We start from the raw sequence: 17,173 nt of genomic DNA on the forward strand, positions 1-17,173 counted from the left end.
ATAGGCCACGCAACACGGTACCCAAGCCCCATGAGCGGCAAGCTTTTCATCAAGACCCACGGCTGCCAGATGAACGAGTACGACTCGGCCAAGATGGCCGATGTACTGCGCGCGTCCCACGGCCTGGAGCTGACCCAGGACGAATCGGAAGCCGATGTCATCCTGGTGAACACCTGCTCCATCCGCGAGAAGGCCCAGGAAAAGGTCTTCAGCCAGCTCGGCAAGTGGAAGGAGCACAAGAAGAACGGCAAGCCCGTGCTCATTGGCGTGGGCGGTTGCGTCGCGTCCCAGGAAGGCGATGCCATCCTCAAGCGCGCCCCCTACGTGGACCTGGTGTTCGGCCCGCAGACCCTGCACCGCCTGCCCGAGATGATCGAGGCCAAGCGTGCCAGCGGCAAGGCGCAGGTAGACATCAGCTTCCCCGAGATCGAGAAGTTCGACCGCCTGCCGGAGCCGCGCGCGGAAGGCCCCACGGCCTTCGTCTCGATCATGGAAGGCTGCTCGAAGTACTGCTCGTACTGCGTGGTGCCCTACACCCGTGGCGAAGAAATCAGCCGCCCGTTCGATGATGTGATCGTCGAAGTGGCCCAGCTCGCCGAACAGGGCGTGCGCGAAGTGAACCTGCTCGGCCAGAACGTCAACGCGTACCGTGGCCCCATGCATGACGGCAGCGTCGCCGACCTGGCCGTGCTCATCCACGCCATCGCCCAGATCGAAGGCATCGGCCGCATCCGCTTCACCACGTCGCACCCACTCGAATTCTCCGATTCGCTGATCGAGGCCTACGGCAGCGTGCCGCAGCTGGCGAACTACCTGCACCTGCCGGTGCAGGCCGGTTCCGATCGCATCCTGTCGGCCATGAAGCGCGGCTACACCGCCATCGAATTCAAGCAGAAGATCCGCAAGCTGCGCGCCGTGCGCCCGGATATCTGCATCTCGTCCGACTTCATCGTGGGCTTCCCCGGCGAAACCGAGGATGATTTCCAGAAGACCATGAAGCTGATCGACGATATCGGCTTCGACCAGAGCTTCTCCTTCATTTTCTCGTCGCGCCCCGGCACGCCGGCCGCCAACCTCGCGGATGACACCCCCGCCGAGGAGAAGCACGCCCGGCTTACCCGCCTGCAGGCCGCGATCAACGAGAACGCGCGCAAGATCAACGAGGCCATGGTCGGCAGCGTGCAGCGCGTGCTGGTGGAAAAGCCCAGCCGCAAGAACCCCAACGAAATGACCGGCCGCACCGAGAACATGCGTTACGTGAACTTCCCCGGCCATCCACGGATGATCGGCCAGTTCGTGGATGTGGTGATCACCGAGGCCATGAGCAATTCCCTGCGCGGCCGCGTCCGCCTCGATGAAGAAGTCGCCCTCGCCTCATGAATTCAGGTCTTTCCCAACGCGATTTCGCCCTCGATCCCGAGGACAACGCCCGTCTTGCCAACCTGTGCGGCCCGCTTGATGAGCACATCCGCCAGATCGAGCTGCGCCTGGGTATCGAGATCGACCACCGCGGCGCCCTGTTCCGCGTGATCGGCGACGAGGCCGCCGCCAGGGCCGGCGAGCAGGTGCTGCGCGCGCTGTACGCGGCGACCGAGAACGAAACCCTGAACGGCCAGGTGATCAACATGCACCTGGCCGAATCCGGCATCGACGCGCTGGCCGACCAGGCCGCCGAATCGGCGCAGGAAGTAGTGATCAAGGTCAAGCGCGGCGTGATCAAGGGCCGCGGCCCCAACCAGGCCCGCTACCTGCACGCCATCAACACCCACGACATCAATTTCGGCGTGGGCCCGGCCGGCACCGGCAAGACCTACCTGGCCGTGGCCAGCGCGGTGGAAGCGCTGGAGGCGAACCGCGTGCAGCGCGTGCTGCTGGTGCGCCCCGCGGTGGAAGCCGGCGAGAAGCTGGGCTTCCTGCCGGGCGACCTCAGCCAGAAGATCGATCCGTACCTGCGCCCGCTCTATGACGCGCTGTACGAGATGGTCGGTTTCGAGAAGGTCGCCAAGCTCATCGAGCGCAACGTGATCGAAATCGCGCCGTTGGCCTACATGCGCGGCCGCACCCTCAACGATTCGTACGTGATCCTCGATGAGGCGCAGAACACCACCGTCGAGCAGATGAAGATGTTCCTCACCCGCATCGGCTTCGGCTCGGTGGCGGTGATCACGGGCGACGTTTCCCAGGTGGACCTGCCCCGTCACATCCGCTCCGGCCTGCGCCACGCTATCGAGGTGCTGCGTGGCGTGGACGGCATCAGCTTCACCTTCTTCACCTCGCGCGATGTGGTGCGCCACCCGCTGGTGGCCAAGATCGTGCGCGCCTACGAGGCGTTCGAAGACAAGCAGGACGAGCGCCAGTGAGCCAGCTGGATGTCGCGGTGGGTTACGCCACCGCCTCGCGCAAGGGCATTCCCGCCCCGGCCAGCTTCCGCCGCTGGGTGGAAGCCGCGCTCAAGGGCGCCCGCCGGCGCAAGGCCACCGAGGTGGCCATCCGCATCGTGGATGCCGAGGAAGGCCAGGCCCTGAACCTGCAGTACCGCGGCCGCGACTACGCCACCAACGTGCTTTCGTTCGAGGCCGACCTGCCGCCCGGCGTGAACCTGCCCCTCATCGGCGACCTGGTGATCTGCGCCCCCGTGGTGGCCCGCGAAGCCGCCGAACAGGGCAAGAAGGCCAACGACCACTGGGCCCACCTCACCATCCACGGCACCCTGCACCTGCTGGGTTATGACCATATCGTGGATGCCGAGGCCGAGGCGATGGAAGCCCTGGAGACCCGGGTCCTGGCCGGCCTGGGCATCGCGGATCCCTACACGGTCCCCTGAACCGTCATGGAAATTCCAGTAGACTGACCCTTCCGCCCGGTATGGGCTGAACATCAAAGAGTAATGAACGAGGACCCTGGTAGTACCAACGGCCCGGCTCACCGATCCTGGTGGGACCGACTGGGCCATCTGTTTTCCAGCGAGCCGCGCAACCGCGGTGAACTGATCGAGGAGCTGCGTACCGCACAGGTCAATGGCCTCCTCTCCAACGACACCCTGACCATGGTCGAGGGTGCGATCAAGGTGACCGAACTCAGCGTCGATGACGTCATGGTGCCCCGGGCCCAGATCGTCAGCCTTCCGATCGATGCCCCCCTCCCCGATATCCTTGCCGCCGTCGTCGAATCCGGCCATTCGCGCTTTCCCGTGCATGGCGAAGATAAGGACGAAGTGCTGGGCATCCTGCTCGCCAAGGATCTGCTGAAGTATTTCGGCAAGGCCGAGTGCAGCGATATTCGCGGCCTGCTCCGCCCCGCGGTGCTCATCCCCGAATCCATGCGCCTGAACGTGCTGCTGGCGGAGTTCCGCCTTACGCGCAACCACATGGCATTGGTGGTGGATGAATACGGTGGCGTGGCTGGCCTTATCACCATCGAAGACGTGCTGGAACAGATCGTCGGCGAGATCGATGACGAGCACGATGACGAAGAAGATCCCGTCCTGGTGCAGTCGCTGGATAACGGCGCGCTCACGGTCAGCGCCCTGACCCCCATCGCGGATTTCAACGAGGAAACCGGTGCGCACTTCTCCGATGAGGAGTACGACACCATCGGCGGCATGATCACCTCCGAATTCGGTCACCTGCCTTCGGTAGGCGAGGAAATCGGCGTGGGTGATTTCCTGTTCCGCGTGACCGAAGCCGACGACCGCCGCGTACAGCAGTTTCATGTCACGCGAGTCAACGGCGCGGCATAAGCAGCTCGTTGTAGGAGCGCGCTTGCGCGCGATGGGGCGATGCGGCTTGCCGCGTCGCCGCTTCGTAGGCTTTTCGCGCGCAAGCGCGCTCATACATTTACCTAATTCGGAAATTTGACGCACGATGCGCCACGCCCTGCTGTTCCTCCTCGCCCTTTGCCTCGTGCCCTCGCTGGCGCGCGCCGGCATCGTCGACGCGCCCGCTTCGAGCATCGAGGTATCGCTACTTACGTATGGCCCAGGCGATATCTACTGGGAGCGCTTCGGTCACGATGCGCTCGAGGTGCGTGACACGGTGAGTGGCGAGGCGATCGCCTTCAACTACGGCGTGTTCGATTTCGACCAGGATGGTTTCATCCTGAATTTCGCGCGCGGCATCATGGCGTACCGCATGGATGCGGAGACCACCGCTTCCGATGTGCAGTTCTACAAGGGCGAAGGCCGCTACGTGCACCGCCAGGTGCTGGCCCTGGATGCGTCACAAAAGGAAGAGCTCCGCCGCTTCCTGCTGTGGAACATTCGCCCGGAGAACGCCGGCTACAACTACGATTACTACCTGGATAACTGCACCACACGTGTCCGCGATGCACTGGATGCGGCCCTGGGCGGTGCGTTGCATCGGCAGTGGGGCGCGCAGCAGGGCGGCATGACCTATCGCGAGCAGACCTCCCGCCTGATGAGCAACCAGGCGTGGCTCATGCTGGGCATGGACCTGGGCCTTGGCCCGTTCGCCGACCAGCCGATGACCTCGTGGCGCGATGCCTTCCTGCCCATGGAACTGGAAGCCCTGGTTCGCAAGACCCAGGTGGATGGCAAGCCGCTGGTGCTGAAGGACGAGAGCCTCGCCGAGGCCACGCTGGTGCCGCCGCCGGAACAGGCGCCTGATCTGCGCTGGCCGCTGCTGATCGCCGGCATCGTGCTCGCTATTCCGCTCGCCCTGCCCGCCTTCACGCGACACCGCGGTGCCCGCGGCGTGTTCGTCGCCGCGGGCACCCTCTTCACCGTGTTTGCCGGCGTGGCGGGCCTGTTCATGCTGGGCCTGTGGACACTGACGCTGCACCGCTCGGCCTGGGGCAACTTCAACCTGCTGGCCTACCAGCCGTTCGCGCTGCTGGTCATCCCGGGCATATGGCGCCTGCGTCGTGCCGGCCGCCCCATGAGCCGGCTGGCCTCACGCGTCACCGGCATCTCGTTCGCCGCTTGCGTCATCGGCCTGCTGTTGCACCTGTGGCCGGATTTCCCGCAGCGGAACATGCCCTGGCTGTTGTTCGCACTGCCGTGCTGGGCCGCGCTGTTCGCCAGCCTGTGCCGCCGGCACGATTGATCACACCTTCACTGGCTTGATCGATTCGGCCACCAGCTTTTCGGCGCTGGTGAAGGTGTAGCCACCCTCGGCCAGGTAACCGGCACCCCACTCCTTGAGCTTGTCGATATAGGCCACGCCTTTGTTGAAGGCATCCTGGGTGATCACCTCGCCTTCGTTGCTGAACATGCAAAGGATGCGCATCTTGTCGCCGCACAGGCCGCTGTTCAGCGTGAGCACCGGAATGACCGGGACGCGCATCGCGGTTTTTCGGTACCAGCGGTTGAAGGCATAAGGCTGGCGGTGCAGCGACGTCGGCTTGTCGCGCTGCAGCCACATCGCCTTCGCATCGGTCAGGAACAGGCGGATGCGGTAGAAGTCGTGCACCTTCTTCGCGAAGGCGACGAGCACTTCAATGGCGGAGAATGCGATCCCCGCGATCGATCCCGCCAGCCCCGCCGTAAGCCCCTCCAACGCGAGTGCCGTACCACCCTTCAGCACGTTGTAAACCTCGCCGCCCAGCGAGAGATCCATGCCGCGCTTAATGCCATCGATCGTGGTGGTGGGCACGCCTGGCACCAGGGCCACGCCCTTGCCGCGTGCATAGACGAGGAAGCGATCGCCACCGGCCTTGATGGCGCTAACCAGCCCCTGAGTCGCTGAGACGCCATTGGCGAGGAAGGGTGACATCTCATCCATCACCTTTTCGGCGATGTGATCGCAGACGGTCTGCAAACCACCGGGGATCGCGTTCCAGATCGCCTCGGTCTTGCTGCCTTCCCCGTCATCGTCGCCATTCGCCAACTGGGTGAACACCGCCTGGGTGACCGATGCCGCAACGCCCTTCAGCGCGTTTGCAACGCGTTGGCGCGTCGCCGTCCGCTCGGCCGACCCGGCTGGGTATGGCGTGAAGCACTTGGCGGCCTCCGTCGTACGCTTCACCGCCTTGCCAACCGTGCCGGAGCCCTTGCCGGCCATATCGATCAACCCGTTGGTGATGATCCGGTACTTGCCTTCATCGCAGGCGAGGTTCCCGAAAAGGTACAGAATGCCGAGGCGCGCATTGATCATGCCCTCGCTCATGAAGTCGGGGATGCCAAAGCCCTTGTCCGTATCGCCTGCCCCCTCGATGGCGTTGTAAAGCGCGGTGATGGTGAGCTTCTTGTTGCGGTCGCTCTTTTTCCAGGCGCCAACGCCACCGCTCTTGTCCTTGTAGCTCGTCCAGTCCAGCAACGCGTTGCGCATGACGGTGAGTGATGCATGTGAGGGTTTCGCGGTGTAGGCGTCCACGGCCTTGTCGAGCGTGGCGAATTTCGCCTTGCCGGTGGGATCGGTGAGGGACACGGTGAGATTCGTGTCCTTTTTCCAGGTAGCGTAGGTAAATGGCAGGGTCGGCAGGGCCGGGGTCGGGCTTGGCATCGGTTCGTTCCTTGAGGTGGGGTCCTGGTGGCAGTGCGCCGCGGGTCGTAAGTTCCTGCCCGTCACAAAATGCACCGCCCCACTACGGTATACAGGCGGGCGACTTTCCCCCATCGGGGCGCGCCCCAGTCGTTTCGTGGGGCGCGGCCTACGCCCATCAGTACTTTCCCGATATGGCGTTGCCGCTTCCCCCTACCCACGGCATCATTCCCTCCATGGCTACCCTCCCCCTGATTCCCGAACTCACGCCCGTCGACCACGCCGGCGGCATGATCGTTAACTGTGTCGCCTACCGGACCAATGGCAAGCGGATTGGCGATATATCGATCGAGGCCATCAGCGAAGTGCTGAAGGAACCCGATACGTTCGTGTGGGTCGGGCTGCATGAGCCTGATGAAGCGCTGCTGCTGAAGCTCCAGGAGGAGTTTGATCTGCATGACCTGGCGATCGAGGATGCCCAGCTTGCCCACCAGCGCACGAAGATTGAAACGTACGGCGATTCACTTTTCATCGTGGCGCAGACAGCCCAGTTGGTTGGCGGCAACATCGCGTTTGGTGAAACGCAGATCTTCCTCGGCCGTCGCTATTTCATGACGGTGCGCCACGGCGCATCGCTGTCGTATGCGCCGGCGCGGCGCAGCTGCGAGCAGACGCCCGAGCTGCTGGCCATGGGGCCGAGCTACGCGCTTTACGCCGTGCTCGATTTCATCGTGGATAACTTCCTGCCGATCGTGCGCGATTTCCGGGAAGAGCTACACGAACTCGAAACCGATATTTTCGCGGAAACGTACAACCGGCAGACCATCAAGCGCCTGTACGACATGCAGCGTGAGCTGATGACGCTACGCCTGGCGGTCGTGCCGCTGCAGGATATCGTGGCGCAGCTCACCCGCCTGCATCCGCACCTGATTCATGACGAGCTACGCGCCTATTTCCGCGACATCTACGATCATGTGTTCCGCGTGAACGAATCGATCTCGGCCATGCGCGAAATGCTGGGCGCGGCGATCGGCGTGAACCTTGCGCTGGTCACCTTCGGCCAGAACGAGGTCATGAAAAAGCTGGCCGGTTGGGCCGCCATGCTCGCCGCGCCCACGTTGATCACCAGCTGGTATGGCATGAACTTCGCGCATATGCCGGAGCTGGACAAGCCGTGGGCGTATCCCGCCATTACCTGCCTGGTCGCGTGCATCGTCGGCGGCATCTTCATCGCCCTCAAACGAAACCGCTGGTTCTAATACAAGGCCGTGCCGTTGTAGGAGCGCGCTTGCGCGCGATAAGTCGTGCGGCGAGCACCCATCGCGCGCAAGCACGCCGTTACAGATACAGGGTGGCGCAGGCTTGTATGCGGGCATATGCTCGGGGAAGCCCTCCCCCATCGCGCTGCTGCGCAAAGGTTCCGGTCCACCATGAAGAAGATCATCAACGATCCGCGCCATGTCGTCCGTGAAATGCTTGAAGGCTCGGTAGCGCGCTCGCCGGGACAGGCATTGCTTTCGAACCAGAACGTGGTGGTGCGCAAGACGCACGATGGGCATGCCACTGTTGCCATTCTTTCCGGCGGTGGCAGCGGCCATGAGCCGGCCCATGCAGGCTATGTCGGTGAAGGCCTTCTCGCTGCGGCCATTGCCGGCGATGTGTTCACCTCGCCCAGCGTGGATGCCGTGCTTGCTGCGATCCGCACGGTAGGTGGCAAGGCGGGCGCCGTGTTGGTGGTAAAGAACTACACCGGCGATCGGCTCAACTTCGGCCTGGCCGCTGAGATCGCGCGCAGCGAAGGTATTCCGGTGGAGATCGTTACCGTGGCCGATGACGTCGCCCTGCGCGATACGGTCAGCCCCGACCGGCGCCGCGGTATCGCTGGTACCGTGTTGATCCACAAGGTCGTCGGCGCCGCTGCGGCCGCGGGCAAGTCAGTCACCGATGTCGCCGAATTAGGCCGCCGAGCTGCGACGGGCCTGGGTTCCATGGGCGTCGCGTTGGGTTCCTGTACGGTGCCAGCCGCCGGGCATCCCGGCTTCGAGCTGGGCGAGACCGAGATCGAATACGGCCTGGGCATCCACGGCGAGCCCGGCGTGCGCAAAGGCCCCATCGCCCCGGCGGATGGGCTGGCCGAGACGGTGCTCGCCAGCATCGTGGAGGATCTGGCACTGACGAGCGGCCAGCGCGTGGCCCTGCTGGTGAATGGCCTGGGCGCCACCCCGCCCATGGAGCTGGATATCCTGCTGCGCGGCGCGCTGAACCACCTCAAGGCCCGCGGCATCGAGGTGGTCCGCGCATGGTGTGGAAACTTCCTCACCGCGCTGGATATGCCCGGCGCCTCGCTTTCCCTGCTGAAGGTGGATGACGAACTCCTCGCCCTCCTCGATGCCCCCGCCAGTGCGCCAGCCTGGCACGGCGGTGGCCAGCTCAACGATGCGCCGATCAGGGACGTACCGACGGCACCGGGCGAAGCCATTGCCACCGGATCGCCCACACCGGCAGGCGATGCCGTGCGCCGCGCCGCCCATGCCGCCGCCCAGGCCTTGCTCCATGCCGAGGATGAGCTCACCGAGCTGGACGCCAAGGCCGGCGATGGCGACCTGGGCGCCAGCCTGCGCCGTGGCGCCGAAGCCGTACTGACCCTGCCCGGCCACGCCTGGCACACCCCGGAAAGCGCCCTGCGCCACATGGCCGATGCCATGCGCCAGGCCATCGGCGGCAGCTCCGGGCCGTTTTATGCCACCGGTTTGATGCGCGCCGCCCGCGAGCTCAACGGCGTGGCCGAGCCGACCCCACTGCAATGGCATGCGGCGCTCGTGGCCGCGGCCGATGCCATTGCCAACCTCGGTGGCGCCAAAGCTGGTGACCGCACCATGCTCGATGCGCTCTACCCCGCGGCCGATGCCTATAAAGCGGCACTCGAAGCGAAGATGACGCCGTTCGAGGCACTGGAGGCCTTGCACCTTGCGGCCACCCGTGGGGCGGAGGAAACAGCGACGCTGAAGGCCCGTGCCGGCCGCGCCGCCTACCTGGGCGACCGCGCATTAGGCATCGCCGATGGCGGCGCGGTCGCGGTAGCTATCTGGATGGGCGCCCTGCGCTAAAGCCGTTCGAATCCGAAACAAACACTGCTTTCTGGAAAGACCCAAATGGCCCTGCCCCGGACCATAAGCACGCCGGCCATCCCGGCCGGGGCTTATACCCAAAAGGGCACACCATGAAAGCGAATGCATTCCTCGCCGGCGCGCTGTTCGGCGCGGTCATCTCTGTCGGCTGCGCCGCCGTCGCGCAAGAGCGCCCGTTCGTCGATATCGGCGAACGCCACGGCAACCTGCGCGATGCGCAGCAGCACATCGTGGCCGCGTGGCAGGCACTGAGCCGTGGCCAGCAGGCCAACAACGATGAACTGGGCGGCCACGCCGCGCGCGCCAAGGATCTGCTGAGTCAGGCGGATACCGAAGTGCGCCTGGCCGCCGATGTGGCCAACGAACATAACCGCAACTGGTAATGTTCGTTCGCGCTGCCCCTGTAGGAGCGCGCTTGCGCGCGATACGCCGTGCGGCGGCCTGGATCGCGCGCAAGCGCGCTCCTACAAGAGCATGGGTTGTGCTGCTTTTACTCGCGGGTACAGCGCAGGCGGCCGAGTTGCGCGAGCCGAAGCAATATACCTACGGGGCAGATGGCGTCACGACGGTGACGCTCACCGCCGCCGAAACCAGGGTGATGGTGGGCAATACGCCCTACACCTCCCTGGTCTTCAACGGCGATTACGATGCGCCGCTCATTCGCACGCGCCCCGGCGGCACGATCCGGCTGACGCTCGATAACCAGATGGATGAGCTCACCAACCTGCATTTCCACGGCATGCAGGTCTCGCCACTGGATGAAGGCGACAGCATTTTCCGCGACACCGGTCCGCATACCCAGGGCCAATACGTACTGCGCCTGCCGGATGATCACTCACCCGGCCCGTACTGGTACCACAGCCATTTCCACCGCGGTGCCGAACGCCAGGTCTCCGGCGGCCTTTCGGGCCCCATCCTCGTGGATGGCCTGAAAGACCAGTTCCCCGAATTGCGCCCCGTGCGCGAACGCATCCTCGTGCTGCGCAATTTCCAGAAGACATTCACGGGCAGGCTTGCCAGTGAAATCGTCACCGGCTCGCCCTCCATCCGCACCATCAACGGGCAACTTCAGCCGGAAATAGCGATCAAGCCGGGCGAAACGCAGCTGTGGCACATCTTCAACGTGGATGCGAACCAGTATTTCCGCATGCACCTGGCCGGCATGCATGTGCAGCTGCTGTCGCAGGATGCGGATACCGTCGTAAAGGACGTGAGCATCGACGAGATGCTGGTGGGGCCCTCGGCGCGCATCAGCATCCTGGTCACGGGGCCTGCCCCGGGGCGGTATCCACTAACGATGAGCGCGGCGAATACGGGCCCGGCGGGCGATACCTACGCCGCCACGACACTCGGCACCCTCGTTTCCGCCGGCGATAGCGTACCCACGGTGCGTATCACCAGCGCCTACCCGCCGGTGCGCGACCTTCGCCAGGACCCCATCGCGGCGAGCCGTCGCTTTGTGTTCCAGGATGCTGAGGACGACGGCAATACGTTCTACATCAATGGCCGCCGGTTCGATCCGGGCCGCGTGGATACCACGGTGAAGCTGGGTGATGTCGAAGAGTGGACGCTGTTCAACCCAAGCCAGGAATTGCATCAGTTCCACATCCACCAGCTCGATTTCCAGGTCACCAAGATCAACGGCAAGCCGGTGGACTTCATCGGCTACCGGGATAACGTGTTCATTCCGGCGCTGGGCTCCATCACCCTGCGCATTCCGTTTACCGATCCGGTGATCCTGGGCAAGTTCGTTTACCACTGCCACATCATGGAGCACGAAGATGGCGGCATGATGCAGATCATCCAGGTCGTCAAGCCTGAGGACTATGCGCAGGCCGTGAAGCTGGAGCCGCTGGGCGGTATTTACGGCGATAACCAGACGTGTGCGTACCTGCGTAACACCGGGCGTGAGGCGATCGACAAGACCGCGCCGGTGAATGCGCGGCCGTTGGGGGGTGCGCCGTGAAGGTTTCGGCGAGCACCCATCGCGCGCGAGCGCGCTCCTACAGGGGCCCGCGCGTTCATGTAGGAGCGCGCTTGCGCGCGATCGGCGGCGCGACTGCGTTGCTACTTTGCGGTGCCGCCACCGCCTCCACCGGCCGCTACCCCGGCTTCGGCATCGATTACGGCACCGCCATCCAGTACGACTTCAGCGGACTGAAAGCGCAGGATCAATCAAACAAGGTCACTACCAACGGCTACTTTGATATCACCAACGACCTGCACTTTCGCTTCAACCCGAATAACGAAATCTGGCTGAGCACCGAAATCAGCCCGGTCACCTCGGCCCGCCCTGGCGAGCGCCGCTGGCTCGGCGGCACGGGCCTTCAGGTCGCTGACCTCAACTGGTACCACCAGGGCGAGAAGGATACGTGGCGGCTGGGCAAGCTGGACCTGCCCTTCGGCCGCGCGCAAAGCGCGGCGCCCGGCCTGTACACCGGTGGCTTCGTGGCGCCTTATGCACTCGGCGGCGTGATCGGCGGCAGCTATGCGCGGCGCTTCTCCTCGTACACGCTCGGCACCCTGGCGCCGAGTATCAGCGTGTACGCCGCCGATACCTCGATCCTCAGCAATGCCTTCTTCCGGCCCTCGACGCAGGCGCGCCGTTCCGATGGCGGCGCAACGAACACTGGCAAGCCGAATAACGTGGCGGCCGTGCTCAACTGGCGCGCGCCGGCAGCGCTGCCGTATGTCGAAGTGCAGCTGGGCTACATGGCCAACCACAAGGGCGATACGAGCGCCGCGAACCCCACGGCGGCGAACGAACAATCGCGCACCGCATCCCTTCGTTACCTCATCCCTATTCCGGAAACGACACTGCTCTCGCCCACCCTGGCGGCGCGCTATATCGATCTCGTGCCATTCGTAGAGTACGTGCGCACGAACAACGAGAACGGCGTGCCCGGGTACGACACGTCGTATCTCACCACGTCACTCACCCTGGATACCGGGCGTATCGCCTGGGGCCTTACCCACACCAACCGGCACATTTCACCTTCTGGTAGCGGCAGCAGCACCGAATACCTGACCGAGGCCAGCGTGGTGTACCACCTGACCGGGCTGATCGACGTGGCGCTTTCGGGCGGCCGCTCACGGCAAGCGGGCGAAACCTCGAATTTGCTGGGTGTGCAGATCGTATTGAATGGAGCGTTCTGATGATCCGCTGGCTTGCGTTCCTCGGCCTGCTTTCTGCCATGCCAGCGCTTGCCGCCGGTATCGATGTCGGCGGCCCGTTCCAGCTCGTCGATCAGGATGGTCACGCCGTGTCCGATCGTACGTACCGGGGGCGGCCACTGCTGATGTACTTCGGCTACACCTCGTGCCCGGATGTCTGCCCGGTCGATGTCGCGAAGATCGTGCAGGTATCGCGCAGCGTGCGCGATACCACCGGCATCGCGGTGACCGCGGTGTTTGTCACCGTGGATCCTGCGCGGGATAACGCCGCCCGCATGAAGGCGTACGTGCGCGCGTTCGGGCCTGATGTCGTTGGCCTCACCGGATCGGAAGCCCAGATCAAGCAGGTAACCGACGCCTACCACGTGTATTTCAACAAGGTGCCTGCCAACGGCAGCTACCTCATGGATCACTCCACCGTGCTGTACCTGGTAGGCGCCGACGGCACCTTGCTGGATCACTACGGACGCAAGCTTCCCGAACAGGACGTGGCGGCCCGCGTGGCCGCCACGCTTGAGGCGCGCCGGTAACCGCGCCATGCACCGCCGGCCGCGCCGGCTCAACCCACGTACCAGGAGCCACCCATGTTCACTTCGCCACGCTACACCCTGCTCGCCCTTGCGCTTGTGGGCGCTACGTCGTTTGCCACTGCCACATTGGCCGATGGCAGCAAGGATTACCCCTCGTTTGCATCCATTTCGAAGGGCCAGAAGATGATTGATCGCGACACGATCACTCCGGCCCTCGAAAAGAAGTACCCGCGCCTGGAAGGCCTGAAGAGCCATTGGGATGATGCGGACCTGGATCACGACGGCAAGCTCAACCAGGCGGAATACGACGCTTACGCGTCGCAATCGCACTGACCTGCGGGGGTGGGCATGGGCACGCCGGCCGTGGTCGCAGCGGCCGGCTGCCCTCGTCTGCCCCACCTTCGTCACGATCGCAACGAGGCATGATCTTGCGGTTTCGGCAAATCCGTGACTACTATTTCGACAAGATGACGCCAGTCGCTGAGTCGCGGGGATGCGCGATGGCTGGCAGCCAGACTCAGGGGGTCAACGGTCTCGCCTAAAGGGAGAGCGGCCGTGGCGATGCGTCGTGTCGAAAATCACAGTGATGGCCTGGAAGGTTGTTTCACGGATGACACAGACCCTGTTACACCCCTTCCCGTTGTTCAACGGGAATTGGCATGGCGCATGCCTCATATTCCCCGACGGTGCACCGAACCGGTCATTGCCTCGCGCTGGACCTCGCCTGCCGTGGGTGGGCTGATAGCAACCACGCCGCCTGGTGCGCACATCGTTGCCATATTCCTAAGGGCTACCCGCGGTGTCCTTTGCGTGGATGGGCGCCCCTGGCACGCCGGAGCGATTCCTGCGGGGACGGCCGTGGTGACGGTACCCGAGCAGCAGGTCGCCGCCGAGTTCTTCGAACCGGTCGATAGCCTGCACCTGCGCATGAATAACGCTTTCGTCGAAGCCGATGCGGAGCTCGCCCGCGAGATCGCGGCCACGCCGTTGCAAGCCGGCATCTACCGCGACGAAGCCGTCGACAAGCTTGCCCGTGCGCTGCTCGCTACGCATGATGCGGGATGCATGACACGCTGCGCGGAATCGCTGGGTAAACCCATCGTAGCCCGCCTGCGTCACCTCAGCGCCGATGGTGCACGACACCACCCGGACCAACATCGCGGCATGTTGCAGAACTGGCGGCTGGTAAAGGTTACCCACTACGTGGATGCGAACCTTGGAAAGCGCATCACGCTGGCGGATATTGCTCGTGCTGCCGGGCTATCGCCCATGCACTTCGCGGCACGCTTCCGTGCCGCCACAGGGCATAAGCCGCATGAGTACTTGCAGCTGTGCCGCATCGAACGTGCGAAGCGGTTGCTCGCAGAAGGCAACCGCTCACTGATCGACATAGCGATGGAAGTAGGCTTCCGCACACAAGCCCACTTCACTACCGTATTCAAACGCTTCGCCGGCCGCACACCGCACTCCTGGCGCACAGGCCTCCACGACTAACCCGCCCTCTGTAGGAGCGCGCTTGCGCGCGATCCAAGGCTGCGAAACATCGGATTGCGAAGCGAACGCGCAGCACGCTAAGCTCCCCCACGGAGCCGCCTAAAGGACGCTTCTAAAGGAATCATCAAGCCGGTGAAAGATGATTCCCGCCCCCTTCCATGAAGGGCCCGAACGATAAGTGGGTATAAAGAGCCTCCGGTTTAGCGCCGTTGAAAGGGGTCCCAGTGGGACCCCAAAAGGTTGATCTGCCTGATCGACTTTCTGGCACGATGAGAGAGATCGTATGTGCCGGCTTGGCAAACATGTGACGCCCACTTGTACGCCGCGTACTTCACGACTTGCTCCAACGCAAACATGCATTGGAGCCGCCAGCCAAATCACTCAGTAGCGGGCAACTACATCACGATGCGTGAGGATTTGCCGGTTTGATCGTCGATAACGACTACAAACGATGTCCGTCATTCTTACAGACATCACCGCAGCAATTTGCTACGGTCGTTTCGTTGCCCGCGCGCGCTCATCATGCATACCGCGCAGGCAACCATCGCCCTCGGGCGATGAAAGCGCGGACCAGAGGTGTTTGCACCACCCCTGGCCCGCTAGCCACAACCAACTAAACAGGAGTTGATGATGGGTGTTACCGATCATACGGCACTCGCTCGCCCGCTGGATCCCCCCGGCGGCACCTCGATGGTGAACGGGCCGCCTGCGTAGCCTGCAGGCACGGTTGAAGAACCGCTGCGGCACCATCGCTTGAGGAAATTCTTGATCGAATGAGGCAGGCGTTGCGCCTGGAACGCCTCATGGATGGCTGCCGCCGCGACTACGTCGTCAATCACGCCGCCCGGCGCCCGGTCACGGGTAGCCGGAGGAATCGCGATCCTTATGGTCCGCGGCACGGCAGGTGTTTGCCTGGTGTGCCGCGTCAGGACGCGTCCTGGCGAAAACACTGGAATTGTTATGCAGCCCATGAACGCCCTAGGGAAGGCGCAGTACACGAGTGTCGGTGATGCGGATGCCCCCTCCTCCCATGAACTGTTCAACGAAGCCACGGAGTGGCTTCAGTATGCGCGAGGGGTGACGCAACTACTGGCCGATCTGATCCACGAGGCGGATGAAGTGGATTGCAAGCAGGTGGCGTTATCGCTCGAGGCGATCGGGGCGATGACGCGGCTGGGTATCCACGGCATGGGTGAGGCGCGCGCGTTGGCGTTATCAACACCCGGCATGCCGACTTGACGCTTCAATCCGCGCTCAGATCAAAAACCCGACGCAACGCAACGATGCCAAAGCCGGTCAAACCGCCCGCGAGAGCAAAACGCGTCCAACCCAACACGACGAGTTGGGACAAATGTAAGCCTATGGGCATGCCCATCATCTCGCCACCGTCCATCTCCCACAGCGAGCCAATACCCAAGGCAATAAGGAGTAACCCACCGAAGCCCGCCTTGAGTTCGAATCCAGCGGCTGGGCGGTCGATGTCGTCGAGCGTCCAGTAGCGGGTAACGATCGCGCCGAACGTCGCCGGGAGAACCGGCCAACACAGGACGAAGTAGATTGCCGTGAGATCCGGGAAGTCCGATTCCTGCGCCCAGTACCGTGCCGGGATGAAGGGCACGGCTTGCACAAGCGCGTTCAAGGTCGACCATGCCGCTTGGTAGTCCGCGGCAAGGCGTGTAACAACGGCTGCGACGGTGGCCGTCGCGATGCCGATCCCAATGCACCACTTGTGCGCGAGGTATTCTGTGGTGGTCATGGCTTTATCGTCATGGGGAAAGGTGCATCAGCCCAGGTTCTTGACCGTCTCTTCGGGAAGTGGAACGTGATCGATCAGGACGGGGAGCCCAATCCGGCTCGAATAGACGGGGATGCCACGTGATGCCACCTGTGCCTGGATCAGTTCAATCAGCTTATCGACGTTGTCGTAGTCGCCACGGAACCTGAGTTTCCAGGTACTCAGGTCGGTATCTGCACAGATGAGATATTCCCTCGCGCGGAATCGGCCCATGTCCAGGCAACGGATGCAGGCGATGTCGTCCCAGGCCACGTACCCGGAACGAAATCCGTAATGCTGACGCGCTATGCCTTGGGGCGTGACGACTATCGAGGGAAACAAAAATATCGCAGGAAGACCGTAGGCCGCGACGAAGCCCATGGCGATGGCGTAGGTACCGAGGCGATGTGGCCAATCGTCTGAAGGGCGAATTTCATGGCCGGCGAAGACGAGAGCCATGATCAGGACGCAGAGTGCGAGCATCCAATTGATGACCGCGTCGCCCGTCTTGAATACCCACTCGCCGTTCGTCATTACGCTTCCTTGTCGTTGAAAATCCTCGACCGGTCTTGCGGCGTCGAAGCCCGCATGTGAATCAAAGGAAACGGCGGCCAAAGCCGCCGTTTCCTTTGA

17 protein-coding genes are annotated in these 17,173 nt (G+C 63.5%); 14 read left to right on the forward strand and 3 right to left on the reverse strand.

Translation table 11 applies throughout. The features are described 5' to 3' along the window. Nucleotides 1-30 precede the first annotated feature (30 nt). The 5 genes from miaB to ABIE56_RS05775 all read left to right on the forward strand — a co-directional run bounded on the left by miaB (nucleotide 31) and on the right by ABIE56_RS05775 (nucleotide 5,063). The gene (gene miaB, locus ABIE56_RS05755) at nucleotides 31-1,380 is read left to right on the forward strand and encodes a tRNA (N6-isopentenyl adenosine(37)-C2)-methylthiotransferase MiaB (protein ID WP_429242863.1); all 1,350 of its coding nucleotides are present in this window, start codon (nucleotides 31-33) and stop codon (nucleotides 1,378-1,380) included. Beyond that, nucleotides 1,377-2,360 (forward strand): PhoH family protein, encoded by a 984-nt coding sequence (locus tag ABIE56_RS05760; protein ID WP_429242864.1) that lies wholly within the window; start codon nucleotides 1,377-1,379, stop codon nucleotides 2,358-2,360. The genes miaB and ABIE56_RS05760 overlap by 4 nt, the downstream gene beginning before the upstream one ends. After that, nucleotides 2,357-2,824, forward strand: coding sequence for an rRNA maturation RNase YbeY (gene ybeY, locus ABIE56_RS05765; protein ID WP_429242865.1), 468 nt, complete (start codon nucleotides 2,357-2,359; stop codon nucleotides 2,822-2,824). Before ABIE56_RS05760 ends, ybeY begins: the two co-directional genes overlap by 4 nt. A gap of 63 nt (nucleotides 2,825-2,887) precedes the next feature. Further along, on the forward strand, nucleotides 2,888-3,739 hold the full coding sequence (locus ABIE56_RS05770; RefSeq protein WP_429242866.1) for an HlyC/CorC family transporter: 852 nt from the start codon (nucleotides 2,888-2,890) through the stop codon (nucleotides 3,737-3,739). Nucleotides 3,740-3,863: 124 nt separating this feature from the next. Then, nucleotides 3,864-5,063, forward strand: a complete 1,200-nt coding sequence (locus tag ABIE56_RS05775) for a DUF4105 domain-containing protein (RefSeq protein WP_429242867.1) — start codon at nucleotides 3,864-3,866, stop codon at nucleotides 5,061-5,063. Here ABIE56_RS05775 and ABIE56_RS05780 read toward each other — a convergent pair whose 3' ends face one another. Further along, on the reverse strand, nucleotides 5,064-6,461 hold the full coding sequence (locus ABIE56_RS05780) for a hypothetical protein (RefSeq protein ID WP_429242868.1): 1,398 nt from the start codon (nucleotides 6,459-6,461) through the stop codon (nucleotides 5,064-5,066). A 215-nt stretch (nucleotides 6,462-6,676) separates the two neighbouring features. Here ABIE56_RS05780 and ABIE56_RS05785 point away from each other — a divergent pair, with 215 nt between their 5' ends. From ABIE56_RS05785 to ABIE56_RS05825, 9 genes are all read left to right on the forward strand, one after another. Beyond that, nucleotides 6,677-7,699, forward strand: a complete 1,023-nt coding sequence (locus ABIE56_RS05785) for a magnesium and cobalt transport protein CorA (protein ID WP_429242869.1) — start codon at nucleotides 6,677-6,679, stop codon at nucleotides 7,697-7,699. A gap of 171 nt (nucleotides 7,700-7,870) precedes the next feature. Next, nucleotides 7,871-9,547 (forward strand): dihydroxyacetone kinase family protein, encoded by a 1,677-nt coding sequence (locus tag ABIE56_RS05790; RefSeq protein ID WP_429242870.1) that lies wholly within the window; start codon nucleotides 7,871-7,873, stop codon nucleotides 9,545-9,547. 113 nt (nucleotides 9,548-9,660) lie between these two features. Further along, nucleotides 9,661-9,951, forward strand: coding sequence for a hypothetical protein (locus tag ABIE56_RS05795; protein ID WP_429242871.1), 291 nt, complete (start codon nucleotides 9,661-9,663; stop codon nucleotides 9,949-9,951). Nucleotides 9,952-10,049: 98 nt separating this feature from the next. Then, nucleotides 10,050-11,534 carry a multicopper oxidase family protein gene (locus tag ABIE56_RS05800; protein ID WP_429242872.1) on the forward strand — a complete coding sequence of 495 codons (1,485 nt, stop codon included), beginning with the start codon at nucleotides 10,050-10,052 and terminating at the stop codon, nucleotides 11,532-11,534. A 71-nt stretch (nucleotides 11,535-11,605) separates the two neighbouring features. Further along, nucleotides 11,606-12,724, forward strand: a complete 1,119-nt coding sequence (locus ABIE56_RS05805; RefSeq protein ID WP_429242873.1) for a hypothetical protein — start codon at nucleotides 11,606-11,608, stop codon at nucleotides 12,722-12,724. Continuing rightward, on the forward strand, nucleotides 12,724-13,272 hold the full coding sequence (locus ABIE56_RS05810; RefSeq protein ID WP_429242874.1) for an SCO family protein: 549 nt from the start codon (nucleotides 12,724-12,726) through the stop codon (nucleotides 13,270-13,272). Before ABIE56_RS05805 ends, ABIE56_RS05810 begins: the two co-directional genes overlap by 1 nt. A 54-nt stretch (nucleotides 13,273-13,326) precedes the next feature. Continuing rightward, entirely contained in the window at nucleotides 13,327-13,605 is a 279-nt protein-coding gene (locus tag ABIE56_RS05815; RefSeq protein ID WP_429242875.1) for a hypothetical protein, read from the forward strand. Nucleotides 13,606-13,938: 333 nt separating this feature from the next. Next, nucleotides 13,939-14,766, forward strand: a complete 828-nt coding sequence (locus tag ABIE56_RS05820; protein WP_429242876.1) for a helix-turn-helix transcriptional regulator — start codon at nucleotides 13,939-13,941, stop codon at nucleotides 14,764-14,766. A gap of 969 nt (nucleotides 14,767-15,735) precedes the next feature. Continuing rightward, a complete protein-coding gene (locus tag ABIE56_RS05825; protein ID WP_429242877.1) occupies nucleotides 15,736-16,005 on the forward strand; it encodes a hypothetical protein in 270 nt (89 codons plus the stop codon). Between the two features lie 4 nt (nucleotides 16,006-16,009). Here ABIE56_RS05825 and ABIE56_RS05830 read toward each other — a convergent pair whose 3' ends face one another. Further along, complete coding sequence (locus ABIE56_RS05830; RefSeq protein WP_429242878.1) at nucleotides 16,010-16,522, reverse strand: hypothetical protein; 513 nt, start codon at nucleotides 16,520-16,522, stop codon at nucleotides 16,010-16,012. Nucleotides 16,523-16,549: 27 nt separating this feature from the next. Continuing rightward, entirely contained in the window at nucleotides 16,550-17,155 is a 606-nt protein-coding gene (locus tag ABIE56_RS05835; RefSeq protein ID WP_429242879.1) for a hypothetical protein, read from the reverse strand. Between the last annotated feature and the right edge of the window lie 18 nt (nucleotides 17,156-17,173).

It is taken from the genome of Luteibacter sp. 621, assembly GCF_050435445.1.
Lineage (GTDB): Bacteria > Pseudomonadota > Gammaproteobacteria > Xanthomonadales > Rhodanobacteraceae > Luteibacter.

What these genes read in the sequence shown, in the direction of transcription:
- ABIE56_RS05825 (WP_429242877.1), top strand. Translation starts at nt 15,736, where the DNA reads ATGAACGCCCTAGGGAAGGCGCAGTACACGAGTGTCGGTGATGCGGAT.
- ABIE56_RS05770 (WP_429242866.1), top strand. Translation starts at nt 2,888, where the DNA reads ATGAACGAGGACCCTGGTAGTACCAACGGCCCGGCTCACCGATCCTGG.
- ABIE56_RS05815 (WP_429242875.1), top strand. Translation starts at nt 13,327, where the DNA reads ATGTTCACTTCGCCACGCTACACCCTGCTCGCCCTTGCGCTTGTGGGC.
- miaB (WP_429242863.1), top strand. Translation starts at nt 31, where the DNA reads ATGAGCGGCAAGCTTTTCATCAAGACCCACGGCTGCCAGATGAACGAG.
- ABIE56_RS05830 (WP_429242878.1), bottom strand. Translation starts at nt 16,522, where the DNA reads ATGACCACCACAGAATACCTCGCGCACAAGTGGTGCATTGGGATCGGC.
- ABIE56_RS05775 (WP_429242867.1), top strand. Translation starts at nt 3,864, where the DNA reads ATGCGCCACGCCCTGCTGTTCCTCCTCGCCCTTTGCCTCGTGCCCTCG.
- ABIE56_RS05780 (WP_429242868.1), bottom strand. Translation starts at nt 6,461, where the DNA reads ATGCCAAGCCCGACCCCGGCCCTGCCGACCCTGCCATTTACCTACGCT.
- ABIE56_RS05790 (WP_429242870.1), top strand. Translation starts at nt 7,871, where the DNA reads ATGAAGAAGATCATCAACGATCCGCGCCATGTCGTCCGTGAAATGCTT.
- ABIE56_RS05785 (WP_429242869.1), top strand. Translation starts at nt 6,677, where the DNA reads ATGGCTACCCTCCCCCTGATTCCCGAACTCACGCCCGTCGACCACGCC.
- ABIE56_RS05760 (WP_429242864.1), top strand. Translation starts at nt 1,377, where the DNA reads ATGAATTCAGGTCTTTCCCAACGCGATTTCGCCCTCGATCCCGAGGAC.
- ABIE56_RS05820 (WP_429242876.1), top strand. Translation starts at nt 13,939, where the DNA reads ATGCCTCATATTCCCCGACGGTGCACCGAACCGGTCATTGCCTCGCGC.
- ABIE56_RS05810 (WP_429242874.1), top strand. Translation starts at nt 12,724, where the DNA reads ATGATCCGCTGGCTTGCGTTCCTCGGCCTGCTTTCTGCCATGCCAGCG.
- ABIE56_RS05795 (WP_429242871.1), top strand. Translation starts at nt 9,661, where the DNA reads ATGAAAGCGAATGCATTCCTCGCCGGCGCGCTGTTCGGCGCGGTCATC.